A 16,472-nucleotide genomic window follows, 5' to 3' on the forward strand; every position below is an offset into this window, starting at 1 on the left:
GAGCAGCGGCTGCTACTCGTCATTATACATTATTTAGTGACGGATTGCTCAACGGGTGCCAGAACGGCCTCGCGACCAATGCTGTAGTACGTATAGCCCTGCTCACGCATGGTGTCGAGTTCGTATACGTTGCGTCCGTCGAAAATGACTTTATTTTTCAGCAGCAGATTCATTTTATCGAAGTCCGGCGTGCGGAACAGCGGCCATTCGGTAATGATTACCAGCGCATCAGCGTCATCGAGGGCCGCGTACTGCGTATGCGCGTACACAACAGCATTGCCGATCAGGTTCCGCACATTTTCCATTGCCTCAGGGTCATAGACGGTCACCTTGGCACCAGCATCGAGCAACGCCCGGATGTTATCGAGGGCGGGGGCTTCGCGGATATCGTCGGTATAAGGCTTGAAGGCCAGCCCCCAGATCGCGATGGTTTTGCCACGCAGATCGCCCCCAAAGTGGTCCAGAATGAGCGGCATGAGTTTCGTCTTCTGCTGGTAGTTGACGGCCATTACCGACTTCAGCACTTTAAAATCGTAATCATAATCTTCAGCCGTTTTGGCCAGTGCCTGAACATCTTTAGGGAAGCAGCTGCCGCCGTAGCCAATACCGGCAAACAGGAAGCGTTTTCCAATCCGGCTGTCGGTACCCAGTCCCCGGCGAATGTCGTCTACGTTCGCGCCAGCCCGTTCGCACAGGTTCGCGATTTCGTTCATGAACGTAATTTTCGTAGCCAGGAATGCGTTGGCCGCGTATTTGGTCATCTCGGCGGAACGTTCGTCCATGAAAATAACCGGATTACCCTGACGCACCAATGGGGCATAGAGTCGGTTCATCACGGCCTTGGCCCGCTCCGACCGGGTTCCAATCACCACGCGGTCGGGCTTCATGAAATCTTCAACCGCCACCCCTTCCCGCAGAAATTCGGGATTCGAAACCACGTCGAAATCAATGGTTGCGTTATCGGCAATGTGCGCGTGCACCTTTTCGGCCGTACCGACCGGCACCGTGCTCTTATCGACAATGACCGCGTACTGACTCAGAATTGGTCCTAAGTCGCTGGCTACTTTCAGAATATATTTCAGATCAGCGGAGCCATCCTCACCCGGAGGAGTGGGCAACGCCAGGAAGATTACTTCCGCGCCTTTAATGCCTTCTTCGAGGCTCGTTGTAAATGACAGTCGACCTTCCTCTACGTTCCGATGAAACAGCGTTTCAAGACCCGGCTCATAAATGGGAACAATTCCGTTATTCAGTTTTTCAACTTTCCGTTCGTCAATGTCAACGCACGTAACCTGGTTGCCGGTTTCGGCAAAGCACGTACCTGTAACAAGACCCACGTATCCGGTTCCAACAACAGCTAATTTCATAAATTGAACAGTATAAAGTTGCGTTCTACACGTATTGACGGCGTCTTAAACAGCCGGTCACACAGTACAAAAATAGGAGTTTTTTAATAACACGGCGGTTAAGCCCGACAATACTGACTTAGCGGCTATGTCCAGCGCTGCCGCCGGAAAATAAAATCTTGCTCACCACCTCGTACGCGTTCTATCGGAAATTACCAGCTTATAAGCGTGTGCATTACGGATGCGTTACTTTTTTAGCAACGAATTTAACTTATTCAGTATCTATTTTGGCTCAATTGTGGTTAGATAAGAAGATATTGTATGCAACCCTTATCTAAACAACTTCATCAATAAATCACTCCGGTGAACAACGGAAACTATGGTCAGTGAAATTGTAGAAAACCAAGTAAGTGCTTCTGAGCGGGCTGCCGTTGGGGAGCTTATTGTCCAGTCCGTACGTGATCTGAGCGATCGACTCATTCGCCCGAACCGGAGACAGTGGGACGAGGAGCAGCATTTTCCCGCAGATCTGTTCCGGCAGTTGGGCGAGCAGGGTCTGATGGGTATGCTCGTGCCGCTCAATTATGGCGGGGCCGGTTTAGGTTACCGCGAATACGTATCAGCCATTGTTGAACTCTCCCGTGTCGACGGAGCGGTCGGTCTGTCGATGGCCGCTCACAATTCGCTGTGCACAAACCATATTTTATTGTTCGGGAACGAAGCCCAGAAACAGGCATATCTCCCCCGCCTGGCGAGTGGCGAATGGATTGGGGCCTGGGGTCTTACCGAACCGAATACCGGTTCCGACGCGGGCAATATGCGCACAACCGCCGTTCGCGACGGGGATGACTGGCTTTTGAACGGAGCCAAAAACTTCATTACCCACGGCATAAGCGGCAACGTAGCAGTGGTCATCGCCCGAACGGGTGAGCCCAATACGTCCCGTAATGCCACTGCGTTTGTGGTTGAACGGGGTACGCCGGGCTTTTCGGGTGGTCGTAAAGAAGATAAACTGGGAATGCGGGCGTCGGAGACGGCCGAAATGCTTTTTCAGGACTGCCGCATTCCGGACAGCCAGCGCCTGGGCGAGGTAGGCGAAGGGTTTGTTCAATCGCTGAAAGTGCTCGATGGAGGACGTATTTCGATTGCTGCGCTCAGTTTGGGTATTGCTTATGGAGCTTATGATGCCGCCATTGCTTATGCCAAAGAACGCGAGCAATTCGGTCAGTCCATTGCGAAATTTCAGGCGATCAGCTTTAAGCTGGCCGACATGGCTACAGACATTGAAGCGGCTAAGCTGTTGACGTATCAGGCCGCAGACCTGAAAGATGAAGGAAAAACGGTTACAAAAGAATCGGCCATGGCCAAACTGTTTGCTTCCGAAACCGCCGTTCGCGTGGCGAATGAAGCCGTCCAGATTTTTGGTGGTTATGGTTATACGAAAGATTTTCCCGCCGAAAAGTATTACCGGGATGCTAAGCTGTGCACAATCGGCGAAGGGACCAGCGAAATCCAGAAAGTCGTGATTTCGCGGCAGCTGCTGAAGTAGTTCCTTACGAACGTAACAGGCAGCAAAACATGAAGGGCAGTCAGGTAATTTACCTGACTGCCCTTCATGTTTTGCTGCTAATCGTCTTATACCGTCCGGCGTGAGCCTTTGATCAGAGCGGCAATACCCAGAATAATAACGGCCCCGACAAATGAAGTCAGGATTTGATCGAAGACACCACCATCGCGGCCAAAGATCCAGCCACCAACAAAACCACCGGCGATACCAAGCAGAATTTCGGCGAATAAGGAGAATGAAAACCGTTTGAACACAAGGTCAGCCAGCCAGCCGGCGACTGCACCTACCAGAATTGAAACTAAGATTCCCATGATCGTATAACGTTGAGTTGAATGTTTGAAAAACAGGTATATAACGACTCAACTCTACATTTTGTTTAAGGTTTTATTCCGATCACGGCCAACATACGTCCGGTTTGGCCTTGTTCAGCCCGGTAGGAAAAATAGTCCTGGTTGTTCAGGACGGTTGAATAAGCCGATATGGCAATTTGCGCGGACGGAATACCGAAATCCGTTAACAAGCTGGCATTAGCGGCTTTCAGGTTGGCGCACGTTTTCTGCGTGAACGGGTCAACACGTTTGAAAGCTGGCCTGAACTGCTCAGCTACTTCGGGGCCGATCTCAAATGAAGCTTCGTCGATGCAAGTCCCGACATACGCAAAGCACGACTCCGCCAACGTACCAAACTGCTGCTGCATCGCTTCGAGAGTTCTGGTCACAATGCCACCAACCGTTCCGCGCCAGCCCGCATGAACAGCCCCAACGGCTCCATTGACCGAATCATAAATCAGGATTGGTACACAGTCGGCAACGGTTATGCCCACCAGCAAACCCGGCCTGTCGGTTATGAGTGCATCGTAGCCCTGGTAACGACCTGGCTCGGTAGTGTATAATACGTCTGCGCCGTGCACCTGATGCGCTGACGCAAACAGAGCACCCTCAGCACCGATAGCGCCCAAGAATCGGCGTCGGTTCTCGTCTACGTGTGCTGGATCATCGTTTGTGTTGATACCCAGATTCAGCGACGCAAACGGAGCCGGACTTACGCCACCATGCCGGGTGCTTTCGGCGGCAATCAGTTGGTCAAACTGGCGAAAAACGGCCGGAGAACGAAACAAAGGAGATAAATCGGCGGAAGTTGATACCATACTGAGTCGAGAATAATAAACAAATCTGCACCGAAAACAGGCGTTTTCCAATAAACCATTCGCTCAGTCGCATCAGTTTCCTGCCACTCATCCAGACGTTCAACCGTTCAAGTACTTTGTAATGCACAGTACCAAGTTTAGCCTGCATCTTTGTTTCACCAATCGGGACACACCCGACGAAGACAACCAAAAATCAAAAGCCATGAAAACCTACATCAAATCCCTGTTCGTTGCCCTTTCTATCGGTGTCGTTACGTCTGCCAATGCTTTCAACACGCCTAATCCCATCATTCGTCCAACAGCGGCTGCCAGTTACAAAACCGGTATCTACACCTCAAATACGGGCAAACTGAACATTGCGCTGGACAAACAAAAGGGCGGTACCGTCGATATTAGCCTGAAAAATGCCGAGGGCAAAGTTTTATTCAGCAAACACCTGAGCAAAAACGAAAGTATGTACCGCAGCCGCCTGAACCTGGATGAACTGGAAGATGGTGTATACTACGTCGAAATCTCGAACGGGGTTGAAACCACCCGCCAATCGGTTACAATCGCGACCAAAAAACCAAGTACGCCCGAACGCACCATCGCCATGACTACACCTTCAAACCCGTAATTTTATGAAGCACGTATTGTATCTGCCGGACCGATTGATCGGTCCGGCTTTTTTATTGCTGGGCTGATCGGTCCAGTGTTACGTTTGGCTAAGTTGTCGGTAACATCACGCGGTGGCATTTGTTATAGGTTGAAGGAATTCAAACATTCAGTCTGATAAACACGCGTTACGTCTTCTTAACTGATGTACTACCCACTACGCTATGACCTCAGTAAACACTTTAACGGCTCAGACCAACTGGCCTGAGCTGGCTCACGATACAACGTTCTGGTCGTCTTTAGCCGAAACCTTACTGCCGACCTATGTCAATACATGTCGCTGGTTTGCGGGGAAGGCCCGGCAGCAAACCGGCTTTGTTATTCGCACGGTGCACACGGTTCCCCTCGCCGATGGGGATGTGACGTATCTGCTGATTCTGGAAGCGACCTACGCGGATGGCGTTCCTGAAAACTATCTCCTGCCGCTTTCGTTCATCGCCGATCACATTGCCCATACGCTGCCTTTTCAGTTGGCCGACATCCCCGACAAGGGACGTATCGGTGAGGTCATCCTGGGCGGCCAGCCCGGCGTGCTCATCGATGCGATTTACGACGACCGGTTTCGGCAGGCGCTGTTCACGTCGATCTACCAGAACCAAAGCTATCCTCAATCGAATGGCCAACTGACCTTTCAACGGGGTAAAGGCCTCGACGAAGGAGACGAGAACTTGCCTTCTCAGGTGCTGCCGGTCGATTCGAGTAACTCAGCCATGACCTTCGGCGGCAAATATTTCATGAAACTGTATCGAAAGCTGTTTCAGGAAACCAACCCCGAAGTAGACATGGTCGCCTTTTTGACGGATGTCGGCAATTTCGACCATATTCCGGCCTTTGGAGGCAGTATCATCTGGGAGCAGACCGACGATCAGGCAGGAAGCCGCTCGACCGTAACACTGGGCATGGTTCAGCGTATGGTGCCGAACGATAAAGATTCCTGGGCGCAGACCGGCGATTACCTGAACGATTTTTTATACGCTGTTCCAAATCGCCTGTTCGCCATTCGCGAAGACGTGTTCGATAAGGTCGAACTGTTGGGAAAACGTACCGGCGAAATGCACTGCGCACTCTACAAACCCAGCCGCGAAGGAGCCCCGACCGAACCCGCCTTCGCGCCCGAACCTTTCTCGGATGATTACCGCGAGTTTTTGATCAAGCGGCTGGAAGACTTGCTGGAACGCCGATACACGCTCCTGATCGACAACTATACCAAACTCGACCCTCAGGCGCAGCGGCTGGCGTGGGTGTTCATGGAGGCCAAGGAGATTATTGATACGTTCATCGACGATTTTCGCTCTCGGCCGCTCGAATCACAACGGATTCGTATCCACGGCGATTATCACCTCGGCCAGGTGCTGGCTACCGGCAGCGATTTTGTGATCATAGACTTTGAGGGTGAGCCGGAAAGCAGCATCACCGACCGGAAAATCAAGCACTCGCCCCTCAAAGACGTAGCGGGCATGATCCGGTCGTACCACTACGCCGTTTCGGCCAAGTTGTTCAACTCAGCCGAAACCGAAGGTTTAGATCCCGAACATTTGCAGCGCGTATCGGACCGGTGGTTTTACCTTATCCGCGATACGTTCCTGAATGCATATATGGACACGTTCGGCGCTCCGCATCCGCTGTTCAAAAACAACAACGAGGTCAACTTCCTGCTCCAGATCTACCTGCTCGAAAAAGCGGTCTATGAACTGGGCTACGAAATAAGTTACCGGCCCTCGTGGGTGAAAATTCCGCTGAAGGGAATTATTGACGTGGTTCGGGATATTGAAAAGATACGACTGAGCGATGGCGACGTGAAACCCGGCGTTCCGATGCTGCAGACCAATCTGCTTCAGGCGAAACCGGAATAAACCCGAACTATCCTTATTACCATCCCACCGGGTGTAAACCGTTGCCCGGCGCGATGATTTCCTGAACCTACCTTGCCTCTACCCTTCTATGCATTCGTTTGAAAACACCACCGTAATTATCACCGGCGCAGGCTCAGGCATTGGCCGTCAGCTCACTATTCAGGCCGCCGAACAAGGTGCCCGTGTCGTGGCAACGGACATCAGCGAATCCGGTCTGGCCCAGACCAGACAGTTATCAACTGGCGACGTAACCACCGCTCACCTCGACGTTGCCGACGCAGCGGCTATCGACCAGTTCGCTCTCCATACGCTCACTACATTGCAGGGCCAGCGGCTGATTCTGGTTAACAACGCAGGCGTTGCCCTCGGCAGCGGTACGTTCAGCACGACTGACCTGACCGACTTCGAGTGGTTACTCAACATCAACCTCTGGGGCGTTATCCGCATGGCAAAAGCCTTTTTGCCGTATATGCTCGATCAGAAACAGGGACACATTGTCAACGTATCGAGTGTGTTCGGACTGGCCGGAGTCATGCACCAGTCGGCCTACTGCACGGCGAAGTTCGGCGTTCGGGGCTTTACGGATACGTTACGTATGGAACTGCTCGGGACCGGCGTTGGCGTTACGTGCGTTCATCCGGGCGGTATCAGAACAAATATCGCCACGAATGCCCGCGTTGGCCGGGGTGCATCGGTAACTGAATCGATGCACAAACAGGCAGCCGTCAGCTTCGAGAAAGCCGCCCGAACCACTCCCGAAGAAGCCGCCCGTCAAATCTGGACTGGGGTTCGCCAGCGCAAAGCCCGCGTACTGATCGGGGCTGATGCCCGGTTAATCGATCGGGTGACCCGCTTATTTCCGACTCGGTACGTAACGATGATGCGGGGGCAAATTGAAAAAGCGTTTAGCACGCAAGGGTAAGTTTTTTCTAACTTTCCGGCATTGATCGCGTTCAACAACGTAGCTACTCCGTCTTAACCAATGGCAAAACGCAAACCTACGACACCACCGACTGGCCCTGATTCGTCGACTACTGAACAGTTGGTACAGTCCATAGTCCCTCAGCAGGCACCCACCGAAACCGCTTCGGCAGTTCAGTTGGATGCTTATTCCCGCTTTACTGACTTTGATGTACACCTGTTCCGGAGCGGGACGCATTATAAACTCTACGAAAAATTCGGCTCCCACGTTGTTGAGCACAATGGCGTAACGGGTACGTACTTCGCCGTATGGGCACCATCGGCCCGCTACGTATCGGTGATCGGCAACTTCAACGGCTGGAACAAAGGCAGCCACCCCATGAACGTTCGCTGGGATTCGTCGGGCATCTGGGAAACGTTTATTCCGCATACGGGCCGGGGCGAAGTCTATAAGTATTTCATTGTGCACGAAAGTGGCCGCGAACTGGAAAAAGGCGACCCTTACGCGCACCGCTGGGAAGTTCCACCCCTTACGGCCTCGGTGGTATGGGATACGTATTACGAGTGGCAGGATCAGGAATGGATGGCCGGCCGCCATGCCAAAAATGCGCTCGACGCCCCCGTTTCCGTCTATGAGGTGCACATGGCTTCCTGGCGACGCGACCCGAGCAACCCCGAGCGGGAACTGAGCTACGGCGAAATTGCCGATGCACTGGTCCCGTACGTGCAGGATATGGGCTTCACCCACGTCGAGTTCATGCCGGTCATGCAATACCCGTATGCGCCTTCCTGGGGGTATCAGATTACGGGCTATTACGCCCCCAGCAGTCGTTTCGGCACCCCGCAGGATTTCATGCGGCTGATCGAGCGGCTTCACCAGGCGGGTATCGGCGTTCTGCTCGACTGGGTGCCTTCCCATTTTCCGGGCGATGTGCACGGTTTATACGAATTCGATGGGTCTCACCTGTACGAACACCCCGATTCGCGAAAAGGGTATCACCCGGACTGGAAAAGCTATATTTTTAACTACACCCGGCCCGAGGTACGTTCCTTCTTACTGAGTAATGCCTTGTTCTGGCTCGACCGCTGTCATGCCGATGGCTTACGCGTCGACGCGGTCGCGTCTATGCTTTACCTCGATTATTCCCGCAATGCCGGGGAGTGGGAGCCCAACATGTTTGGGGGCCGCGAGAATCTGGAGGTTATTACGCTCTTTAAAGAACTCAATCAGGCCATTTACAAGGAGTACCCCGATGTGCAAACCATTGCTGAAGAATCGACCGCGTTTCCGGGCGTATCGCGGCCGGTATATACGGGCGGTCTTGGCTTCGGCATGAAGTGGATGATGGGCTGGATGAATGATACGCTCCGCTACTTCAAAAATGATCCGGCGTTCCGCAAATACCACCAGGATGAGCTAACCTTCAGCACCGTCTACGCCTTCACCGAAAACTTCATGCTGCCTCTGTCGCACGATGAAGTGGTGTATGGCAAACATTCGCTGATCGGTAAAATGCCGGGCGATGAGTGGCAGCGTTTCGCCAACCTTCGTCTGCTGTTTTCCTATATGTTTACCCACTCCGGCACTAAGCTCTTGTTCATGGGCGGGGAGTTCGGGCAAACGTCCGAGTGGAAATTTGACGCCAGCCTGGACTGGCACCTGCTCGACTTCGCTCCGCATAAAGGCATGGCGGCCTGCGTAAAAGCGCTCAATACGCTTTATCGAACCGAGCCCGCCCTGTACGAACGCAACTTCTCGGCCGATGGCTTTGAATGGATCGACACTACCGACCGCGAAAACAGCGTGCTTACCTACGCCCGTAAAGGCAATAATCCGGACGAGGACCTGTTGATTGTCTTGAACATGACGCCTGTTCCCCGGCCGAACTACCGCATTGGCGTTCCCTCGGCCGGAACGTATCGGGAGGTTTTCAACAGCGATGCGGCCGAGTTTTACGGCAGCGGAACAGGCAATCCAGCCCCTGTGCAAAGCGAAAACGAGAAGTGGCACGGTAAGTCACAGTCAATCCGCATTACCATACCGCCACTGGCGGCTATTGTCTTGAAGAAGAGCTAATCCGTAACTGGATCAGGTGCAGTAGATGAGCCAGGTGTTCGTCTACTGCACTTCCTTCACTATCTTTGCCAGCCTGAATAACCTGATTCGCTTGCATGAAGTACGTACTCATTACGTTATTGACTTTCTTTTCTGCATATACCTTTGCTCAATCACCGGTAGCCGCCCGACTAAGCAGTGGATTTGACCTGGGGATGGGCTATTCTACAAATAATTACAACCCCTCCATTGCGTACTACCAACTGCTGAACATTGGCGAACGCAAGCTGTTTTCTGTTGGCTGGACCGCCCGCCTGGGCGCTTTCTACGGCGATAACATCAACTACTACACCGCACCTGCGCGGCTCACGCGCGGCAAAACCGGGTTCAATGCCTTATCGGCTCCCCTGATCGAAAATAATATTGATACGGTACGGTACGATTACGTGACCATGACTTCGTTCAATGTGGGCGTTCGGGCGCAGCTTAATCTGGGCATAGTCGAGATCGGGGCCAGCGCCGATGTGCTGGGGTTAACGCTTGGTAAATCACGCACTGGCCGATACCGCTCTTCAACGGGTGCCTTTCAGGTCGACTCAGCAGCGACGCGACCTTTTCGGGGTGAGGACGTTTTTCAAAAGGCCCGTCCCAGCACCCTGAACGCGCGGCTGCTAGGCGACAATGACATTGGTACCTTATCCACTGAGGTCTATGCCCGCGTTCGCATTAGTCAGCGCTTTGCCATTAAAGGTGGCTATCAGTGGCTAACTACCGAAACAACGATGAGCAACCGGGACGTAGTGGCCGATAATAATCGGTTCCGTAACCGGGCTGGCCTGGCTTACCTGGCTATTACGTTGCCTATCTTTTACTGATTGCGGCTGACAGTTCTATCTGACCAGTCCTGACTTCGTATACGTAGCATCGTTACAGGACAGAATTAAATTTGCTATTGCCATCTGGTGTAAGACTTGTCAGCTTTGCCGATTTGCCGATTGGCAAAAAATAAGTTTGCCTATTCAAATTCTAATTCAGGCTACTCGTCTTTATAAAAGACAAAACGTTCCCTAATAAGTAGCATGAACCGGCGATTTCTGGTATCTTACGGACATTCTCAACTCTGACAAGATTTTATTTATGAACTCCCCTATCACCTGCTTTCTGATCGACGATGACGAGGACGATCAGGAAATCTTCGCGCTGGCGTTGAAGCGGGTGAGTTCGTCTATTTCCTGCGCTTTTGCAGACGATGGCAACGACGCGATCCGGAGGCTTCAACAGGATGAGACATTCGTACCCAGTTACATCTTTCTGGACCTGAATATGCCGGGGATGAATGGAAAGCAATGTCTGCGGGAACTCAAAAAAATCAACCGCTTACAATACACCCCCATTATTATTTACTCGACGTCTTCCGAAATCAGAGACGTTCAGGAAACCCGGCAACTTGGTGCCAGTGGGTTCATCACAAAGCCGGTTCTGGTATCGACGCTGACGGATCAGTTGATTCAATTGCTGCTGGATTCCCCAAGCAGCTAAGGCCTGTTTATCATGGAAACGAATCGGTACGCTAAGATATCGTCTGCTTTCCCGAGTGGAGGTGGCGAAATGGGCGAACGCATCCGTTCGTATGACTGGTCGACGCATCCGCTGGGGCCCGTTGAGCACTGGCCGCAGCCCTTGTGCACTACCCTGAATCTCGTGCTAAATTGTCCGCTACCCATGGCGTTATGCTGGGGGTCAGATCAGTTTTGTTTCTTTAACGATGCCTACCAGCTTCGTCTCGGTTCAGATGTGGTCCATATAGCGGCTCCTGGGCAACCCATCGGCCCTCATTCACCTGATATCTGGCAACCGGATAACTCGTTGCTCGATGCGGTGTTGACTACCGGTGAAGCAGTTTGCCAAAGCGATCAGCGGGTTACGGTGTATCTGCACGGTGAGCGGAATGAGCTGAACTGGACTTTCAGCTATAGCCCAGTCGTTGGCGAAACCGGAAAATCAGCGGGTGTGCTCATAACCATCGTTGAAACCACCGAAAAAGTTAAGGCGTCCGGCCGTCGGGAAGCGCCCCATGAACCAATACAGCGGGCTGGATACATTGCCCAGCTTGCCCTCGAAGGAGCTGATGTCGGAAGCTTCGTTATTGATTTAACCGACAACAACCTGACCCACTCGCCTACCCTGGCGCGGCTTTTTACGGGTCGTGAGACTGTAAACTTAACGCGCGCTCAGTTGCTTACGTACGTCCACCCCGATGATCTATCCATTCGGGAGAAAGCGTACCGGGAGGCTGCTCGAACGGGTCGGTTAAGCTATAAGGCACGCCTTGTCTGGGACGATGGTACAATTCGCTGGCTGAAAGTACATGGCACGTATTTACTGGATGAACAGGGCGTCAGAACCCGGTTTTCGGGTATTGCCCAGGATATAACCGAAGAAGTACAGGCCCAGCACGAACAGCAGAAACTTTTGTCGCTGGTTGAGAACAGCGCCGACTACATTGCAGTATCGGATACGGAGGGGCGGCTGACGTACCTGAACCAGGCCGGGCGAGCGTTATCAGGCCTGGCGGATCAGCCCCTGGACAATCTCCGCATCCAGGATTTCACGGTTACTTCTGCGGACCAGCTTCCGCATCTGAATGACCTGTTAGGACCTACCGGCCACGATCGGCTGCCGCAGCTTGTCGATCTACGTCACCTTCAGACTGGCGAACTTATTCCCTGTCACGCCAATTACGTTGCCATTACTGACCCCATGAACGGGCAGTCTATCGGGCAGGGCGCTACGTTACGTGATTTACGACCGGAGCTAGCCTCCCGTCAGGAGCTGATCGAGAGTGAAGCCAAGTTACAGAAAGCGAACCAGCGGCTTGAGATGGCCCTGGACGCAGCGCGTTTAGGATCATACGAGCTGGACTGGGCAACGGGCCGGATGACGTGCAACCCGCAATGCAAGGCTAATTTTGGCCTGCCAGCTGACGCTCGGTTCGATTTTCCTGATTTGCTGAGCGTAATCGTGCCCGAAGACCGGAAACGGGTCGAAACGGTGGTTCAGGAGTCGATAGAGACGAATGGCGTCTATAGCTGCGAATACCGCGTCACCTGGCCCGATGGCTCGCTCCACTGGGTACGCGCTTCGGGGCGTAGTACGTATGACGAAAGCGGCAATCCGTTAAAGATGGTTGGTGTTTCGTTGGATATTACCCCGGAGCAAGTAACCCAGCTAAAGCTGGAGCGGCAGGTCGAAGAGCGAACAAAAGAACTGAAAACAGCGAACCAGGCGCTGCTGCGCACGAACAACGAGCTTGAACAGTTTGCCTACATCGCCAGTCACGACCTGCAGGAGCCATTACGTAAAATTCAGAGCTTTGCTTCACTTCTACAGGAGAGTCAGCAGAGTGAGGAGTTGACCGATTTGTATCTCGATAAGATTACAAAGTCGGCCCAGCGAATGTCAGCACTGATCAAAGCGGTGCTTAACTATTCACGCCTGTCTAAAACCGACGATCAGTTTAGACAAATCGACCTGAACGGCATCCTGGAAAGTGTCCTGACAGATTTTGAGTTATTGATTGACCAGAAAGAGGCCCATATCCAGTTCGACAGGCTACCGACGGTACTGGGCATTCCGCTGCAGCTTAATCAACTGCTGACCAACCTCATTGGCAACTCGCTTAAGTTCAGCAATACCGGGGCCCAGATTAGTATTTCGACCGGCCCAGCGACCGCGGACCAGATTAGCCAGCAGCCGAACCTGAACCCAGCCCTATCGTACGTATGGATCGCTGTGCAGGACAATGGCATTGGGTTCGACCAGCAATACGCTGATCGTATATTTACTCTGTTTCAGCGGCTTGGCAACAGCAAAACCTACAGCGGCACCGGTATCGGCCTGGCCCTTTGTAAGCGCATCGTCGACAATCACAATGGAGTCATTACGGCACACAGCATCGTTGGGCAGGGCGCTACGTTTACGGTATATCTGCCCACGACCCAGCCTTAGTCAACCCAATTTCTTCTGCCTACGCTTCAACCGGTTTCAAATCGAAATAGGTCTGAAAGATTGCCGCCCCTACTTCATTGGCCCGTGTCTGGAAGTTATCGAGATACTGGTGCAGGCCAGCTTTAAAAATATCAGCGGTTTCGGTAAACTCTAACTCGGCCCGCAGCTTTGATAACGTCCGCTCGGCACCATTGCCGAATCCGTGCGTGATGTTGTTGCCAGAAACTTCGTAGAGCGATAACTCAGCCTGCCGGATGCAGTGGGCTACCGCGCGGGGAAACATCTTATCCAGAATCAGAAACTCGACAATGCTCGACGGCGTCAGCATCCGGTACTGCTGGCGGTGCATATTGTAGGCACTGACCGACTTCAATACCGCCGACCAGATCATCAGATCGAGCGTCGACCCAACCGAATCCACTTCGGGCAGCAGAGTAAAGTATTTCACGTCCAGGAAGCGGGACGTTTTATCGGCCCGTTCCAGAAACCGCCCCAGTCGACCAAAATGCCAGGCATCGTTGCGGGTGATGGTTGCATCGATGATTCCGTAAAAAAGCTGCGTACCATTCCGAATTTCGGTAAAGAAATTCTGGGTCTGGCTTTCGCCCCACGGCTGCTTGGGCGACGTATCGCGGACCATCAAATAAAACTGATTGAGGTGCTCCCACATCTCTTTCGAGATAGCCTCCCGAATGGTGCGGGCGTTCTCGCGGGCATTGCTCAGGCAGGAAACAATCGAGTTCGGGTTGCGCTTATCGAACGTCATAAATTGAATCACGTTCTCGCGGGTGGGCTCGCCGTAATACCGATAAAACAAGTAGTTATCGGCCGTAGCAATCAGCAACGGCTCCCACTGCTGATCGACGTTGGGGGGCAAGTCGAGCGCCAGATTAAAATTGACACTCATAAAACGAGCGTAATTTTCGGCCCGTTCGATATAGCGGTGCATCCAGTAAACAGAGTTGGCAACGCGACTCAGCATAAGGTACTAGTTTAGAGTAAAGCCGTGGGTGACTAACAAAAATAGGACTTCGCTCGTGTTTTACAAGTAGGGAATGACTTGTCCGGCGTTTTTAGCTATGATTCATCTTAAAAAGAGTAATTTACCAACCTGTCTTTTTTATAATTCAACTATGTCTAAACGGTATCTAGTTCTTACGTTCGGTTTACTCTTCAGTGCGCTTGCCTTTGCAAACCCAACGCCGGTTAAACCTGTTTCCAGCGAACCTACGGCAAGTTCTAAGTTCTACGAAGTACGGATCTATTACCCCACGCCGGGTAAGTACGCCGAGATTGTCGATCGTTTCCGGCAGTATACCCTAAAGATTTTCGAAAAACACGGTATGGAAAACATCGGTTACTGGACTCCGACCGATACGACCCGCAAAGAACTTATCTATATTCTGGCGTATCCCAGTCGCGAAGCCCGCGATGCGTCATGGAAAGCGTTTGGCAGCGATCCGGAATGGAAAGCCGTGGTCGCCAAAACGGAAGCCAACGGCAAGCTGGTCGATCACGTCGATCAGATTTTCATGACCGAGTCAGATCTGTCGCCCGCCATTAAAGTCAACCAGCAATCGCCCGAACGGACGTTTGAATTACGTACCTATACGGCTGCTCCCGGCAAACTGAATGATCTGCTCACCCGGTTCCGCGACCATACCCGAAAGCTGTTCAGTAAGCATGGCATGACGAACATCGGCTATTGGATCACCCAGGAAAAAGATCCGGCGGCACAACCCAAACTGGTGTACATTCTGGCCCACCCGAGCGAAGCCGAAGGCAAACAGCATTTCGACGAGTTCCGCAAAGATCCGAAGTGGGTAAAGGCGAAAGAAGAGTCCGAAAAGAATGGCCCGCTGACCACAAAAGTGGAATCGGTTTACATGAAACCAACCGATTACTCACCAATGAAGTAACCGGCAACAGCCACGATCATTACTTGCTTGTTACGTCAAAAACGCAGAAAGACGCTGAGTCAGCGTCTTTCTGCGTTTTGCATTAATGGGGCAGCTAAGATCACTCTTCGGCACGACGTTGTCGCCGTTCAGGATCAGGCTCCTGCCAACAGTCGCCCATCCCCAATAAAAGCAGCTGAAACGCAGTGCGGCATCGCTAAAGCTCTTTAGCTAAGCACGTTGCGTGGTAGTCTAACAACTACCATTCGTGGAGTGATACGACCCTTCAACCCAATGAACGTATAGAGTAAGTCGGACACTTGTCTTTGAGGCATCCATTTCGTTTCAGATGCAATCGCTAACCTCCTCAAAACCCAAGTCCGATGAATACGTTTTTTGGCCTCCTGCTTATTGCCCTTAGTCTTAGCTCGGCAACCGCAGCAACTCCCGACTACCAGGGCTACGTACGCAACCCTCATCCGACCCGGCTTGCCCGTTACCAGATGTCGGCTTATTTATCGACAAACAACACGAAGCTTAACGTAAACGTCGATAAGCAACTAGGCGGACAAGTATACATCCATTTAAACGACCGGAGTGGCAACGTGCTCTTTGAGCGAATCGTAAATCCAGTAGAAACTAAAATTCGTTTAGCATTAGATTTAACGGATCTGAGCGATGGCGATTACCTGTTAACGGTATCGAACGGACTGGACACGATGGTGCGGGAGATAAAGATTGCTACCCCAAAACCCGTCGATAAGAGCCGGTCGATAACCGTAGAATCCTCCATGTAAAGCCGTTCCAACCCCAGCCTGCTCATGCAGTTCGTCACGTCAGAACGGTAAACACGTTTCTGTTTATCCTATTTGAAACGCGCATGCAGTCCGTTTACCGCCAATCGGACTGCATGCGCGTTTTCTGTATAAATTATGATGTCAAGCGAATCAAACAGTTCGAATATACCAGATGCGATACGTTTAACTGACGGGCTAAAGGGCGTAATGACACGTAACGTCGGC

General features: G+C 52.2%; 14 protein-coding genes. 10 read left to right on the forward strand and 4 right to left on the reverse strand.

From position 1 onward, the window contains the following. Window positions 1-29 precede the first annotated feature (29 nt). Entirely contained in the window at window positions 30-1,367 is a 1,338-nt protein-coding gene (locus tag ACYVBJ_RS19815; protein ID WP_460984041.1) for a UDP-glucose dehydrogenase family protein, read from the reverse strand. Between the two features lie 358 nt (window positions 1,368-1,725). Between ACYVBJ_RS19815 and ACYVBJ_RS19820 the strand changes: the two genes are divergently transcribed. After that, entirely contained in the window at window positions 1,726-2,895 is a 1,170-nt protein-coding gene (locus ACYVBJ_RS19820) for an acyl-CoA dehydrogenase family protein (protein ID WP_460984042.1), read from the forward strand. Between the two features lie 86 nt (window positions 2,896-2,981). Here ACYVBJ_RS19820 and ACYVBJ_RS19825 read toward each other — a convergent pair whose 3' ends face one another. Further along, window positions 2,982-3,224, reverse strand: coding sequence for a GlsB/YeaQ/YmgE family stress response membrane protein (locus ACYVBJ_RS19825; protein WP_460984043.1), 243 nt, complete (start codon window positions 3,222-3,224; stop codon window positions 2,982-2,984). A gap of 65 nt (window positions 3,225-3,289) precedes the next feature. Beyond that, on the reverse strand, window positions 3,290-4,060 hold the full coding sequence (gene pgeF, locus ACYVBJ_RS19830) for a peptidoglycan editing factor PgeF (protein WP_460984044.1): 771 nt from the start codon (window positions 4,058-4,060) through the stop codon (window positions 3,290-3,292). A 121-nt stretch (window positions 4,061-4,181) separates the two neighbouring features. Here pgeF and ACYVBJ_RS19835 point away from each other — a divergent pair, with 121 nt between their 5' ends. From ACYVBJ_RS19835 to ACYVBJ_RS19865, 7 genes are all read left to right on the forward strand, one after another. Next, window positions 4,182-4,676, forward strand: coding sequence for a T9SS type A sorting domain-containing protein (locus ACYVBJ_RS19835; RefSeq protein ID WP_460984045.1), 495 nt, complete (start codon window positions 4,182-4,184; stop codon window positions 4,674-4,676). Between the two features lie 202 nt (window positions 4,677-4,878). Next, a complete protein-coding gene (locus ACYVBJ_RS19840; protein ID WP_460984046.1) occupies window positions 4,879-6,567 on the forward strand; it encodes a putative maltokinase in 1,689 nt (562 codons plus the stop codon). Between the two features lie 88 nt (window positions 6,568-6,655). Next, window positions 6,656-7,489, forward strand: coding sequence for an SDR family NAD(P)-dependent oxidoreductase (locus ACYVBJ_RS19845; protein WP_460984047.1), 834 nt, complete (start codon window positions 6,656-6,658; stop codon window positions 7,487-7,489). A gap of 60 nt (window positions 7,490-7,549) precedes the next feature. Further along, the gene (gene glgB / locus ACYVBJ_RS19850; protein WP_460984048.1) at window positions 7,550-9,565 is read left to right on the forward strand and encodes a 1,4-alpha-glucan branching protein GlgB; all 2,016 of its coding nucleotides are present in this window, start codon (window positions 7,550-7,552) and stop codon (window positions 9,563-9,565) included. Window positions 9,566-9,660: 95 nt separating this feature from the next. Then, window positions 9,661-10,419, forward strand: a complete 759-nt coding sequence (locus tag ACYVBJ_RS19855; RefSeq protein WP_460984049.1) for a hypothetical protein — start codon at window positions 9,661-9,663, stop codon at window positions 10,417-10,419. Between the two features lie 262 nt (window positions 10,420-10,681). Next, on the forward strand, window positions 10,682-11,083 hold the full coding sequence (locus ACYVBJ_RS19860; RefSeq protein ID WP_460984050.1) for a response regulator: 402 nt from the start codon (window positions 10,682-10,684) through the stop codon (window positions 11,081-11,083). A 12-nt stretch (window positions 11,084-11,095) separates the two neighbouring features. Continuing rightward, complete coding sequence (locus tag ACYVBJ_RS19865; RefSeq protein ID WP_460984051.1) at window positions 11,096-13,552, forward strand: PAS domain-containing sensor histidine kinase; 2,457 nt, start codon at window positions 11,096-11,098, stop codon at window positions 13,550-13,552. Between the two features lie 19 nt (window positions 13,553-13,571). Here the strand turns inward: ACYVBJ_RS19865 and ACYVBJ_RS19870 are convergent, their stop codons facing one another. Then, on the reverse strand, window positions 13,572-14,534 hold the full coding sequence (locus ACYVBJ_RS19870; RefSeq protein ID WP_460984052.1) for an alpha-E domain-containing protein: 963 nt from the start codon (window positions 14,532-14,534) through the stop codon (window positions 13,572-13,574). A gap of 151 nt (window positions 14,535-14,685) precedes the next feature. Here ACYVBJ_RS19870 and ACYVBJ_RS19875 point away from each other — a divergent pair, with 151 nt between their 5' ends. Further along, window positions 14,686-15,471 carry an NIPSNAP family protein gene (locus tag ACYVBJ_RS19875; protein ID WP_460984053.1) on the forward strand — a complete coding sequence of 262 codons (786 nt, stop codon included), beginning with the start codon at window positions 14,686-14,688 and terminating at the stop codon, window positions 15,469-15,471. A 362-nt stretch (window positions 15,472-15,833) separates the two neighbouring features. Beyond that, entirely contained in the window at window positions 15,834-16,247 is a 414-nt protein-coding gene (locus ACYVBJ_RS19880; protein ID WP_460984054.1) for a hypothetical protein, read from the forward strand. The last annotated feature ends 225 nt before the right edge of the window (window positions 16,248-16,472 follow it).

The organism is Spirosoma fluminis (genome assembly GCF_054778895.1).

What these genes read in the sequence shown, in the direction of transcription:
- ACYVBJ_RS19815 (WP_460984041.1), bottom strand. Translation starts at nt 1,367, where the DNA reads ATGAAATTAGCTGTTGTTGGAACCGGATACGTGGGTCTTGTTACAGGT.
- ACYVBJ_RS19820 (WP_460984042.1), top strand. Translation starts at nt 1,726, where the DNA reads ATGGTCAGTGAAATTGTAGAAAACCAAGTAAGTGCTTCTGAGCGGGCT.
- ACYVBJ_RS19825 (WP_460984043.1), bottom strand. Translation starts at nt 3,224, where the DNA reads ATGGGAATCTTAGTTTCAATTCTGGTAGGTGCAGTCGCCGGCTGGCTG.
- pgeF (WP_460984044.1), bottom strand. Translation starts at nt 4,060, where the DNA reads ATGGTATCAACTTCCGCCGATTTATCTCCTTTGTTTCGTTCTCCGGCC.
- ACYVBJ_RS19835 (WP_460984045.1), top strand. Translation starts at nt 4,182, where the DNA reads ATGCACAGTACCAAGTTTAGCCTGCATCTTTGTTTCACCAATCGGGAC.
- ACYVBJ_RS19840 (WP_460984046.1), top strand. Translation starts at nt 4,879, where the DNA reads ATGACCTCAGTAAACACTTTAACGGCTCAGACCAACTGGCCTGAGCTG.
- ACYVBJ_RS19845 (WP_460984047.1), top strand. Translation starts at nt 6,656, where the DNA reads ATGCATTCGTTTGAAAACACCACCGTAATTATCACCGGCGCAGGCTCA.
- glgB (WP_460984048.1), top strand. Translation starts at nt 7,550, where the DNA reads ATGGCAAAACGCAAACCTACGACACCACCGACTGGCCCTGATTCGTCG.
- ACYVBJ_RS19855 (WP_460984049.1), top strand. Translation starts at nt 9,661, where the DNA reads ATGAAGTACGTACTCATTACGTTATTGACTTTCTTTTCTGCATATACC.
- ACYVBJ_RS19860 (WP_460984050.1), top strand. Translation starts at nt 10,682, where the DNA reads ATGAACTCCCCTATCACCTGCTTTCTGATCGACGATGACGAGGACGAT.
- ACYVBJ_RS19865 (WP_460984051.1), top strand. Translation starts at nt 11,096, where the DNA reads ATGGAAACGAATCGGTACGCTAAGATATCGTCTGCTTTCCCGAGTGGA.
- ACYVBJ_RS19870 (WP_460984052.1), bottom strand. Translation starts at nt 14,534, where the DNA reads ATGCTGAGTCGCGTTGCCAACTCTGTTTACTGGATGCACCGCTATATC.
- ACYVBJ_RS19875 (WP_460984053.1), top strand. Translation starts at nt 14,686, where the DNA reads ATGTCTAAACGGTATCTAGTTCTTACGTTCGGTTTACTCTTCAGTGCG.
- ACYVBJ_RS19880 (WP_460984054.1), top strand. Translation starts at nt 15,834, where the DNA reads ATGAATACGTTTTTTGGCCTCCTGCTTATTGCCCTTAGTCTTAGCTCG.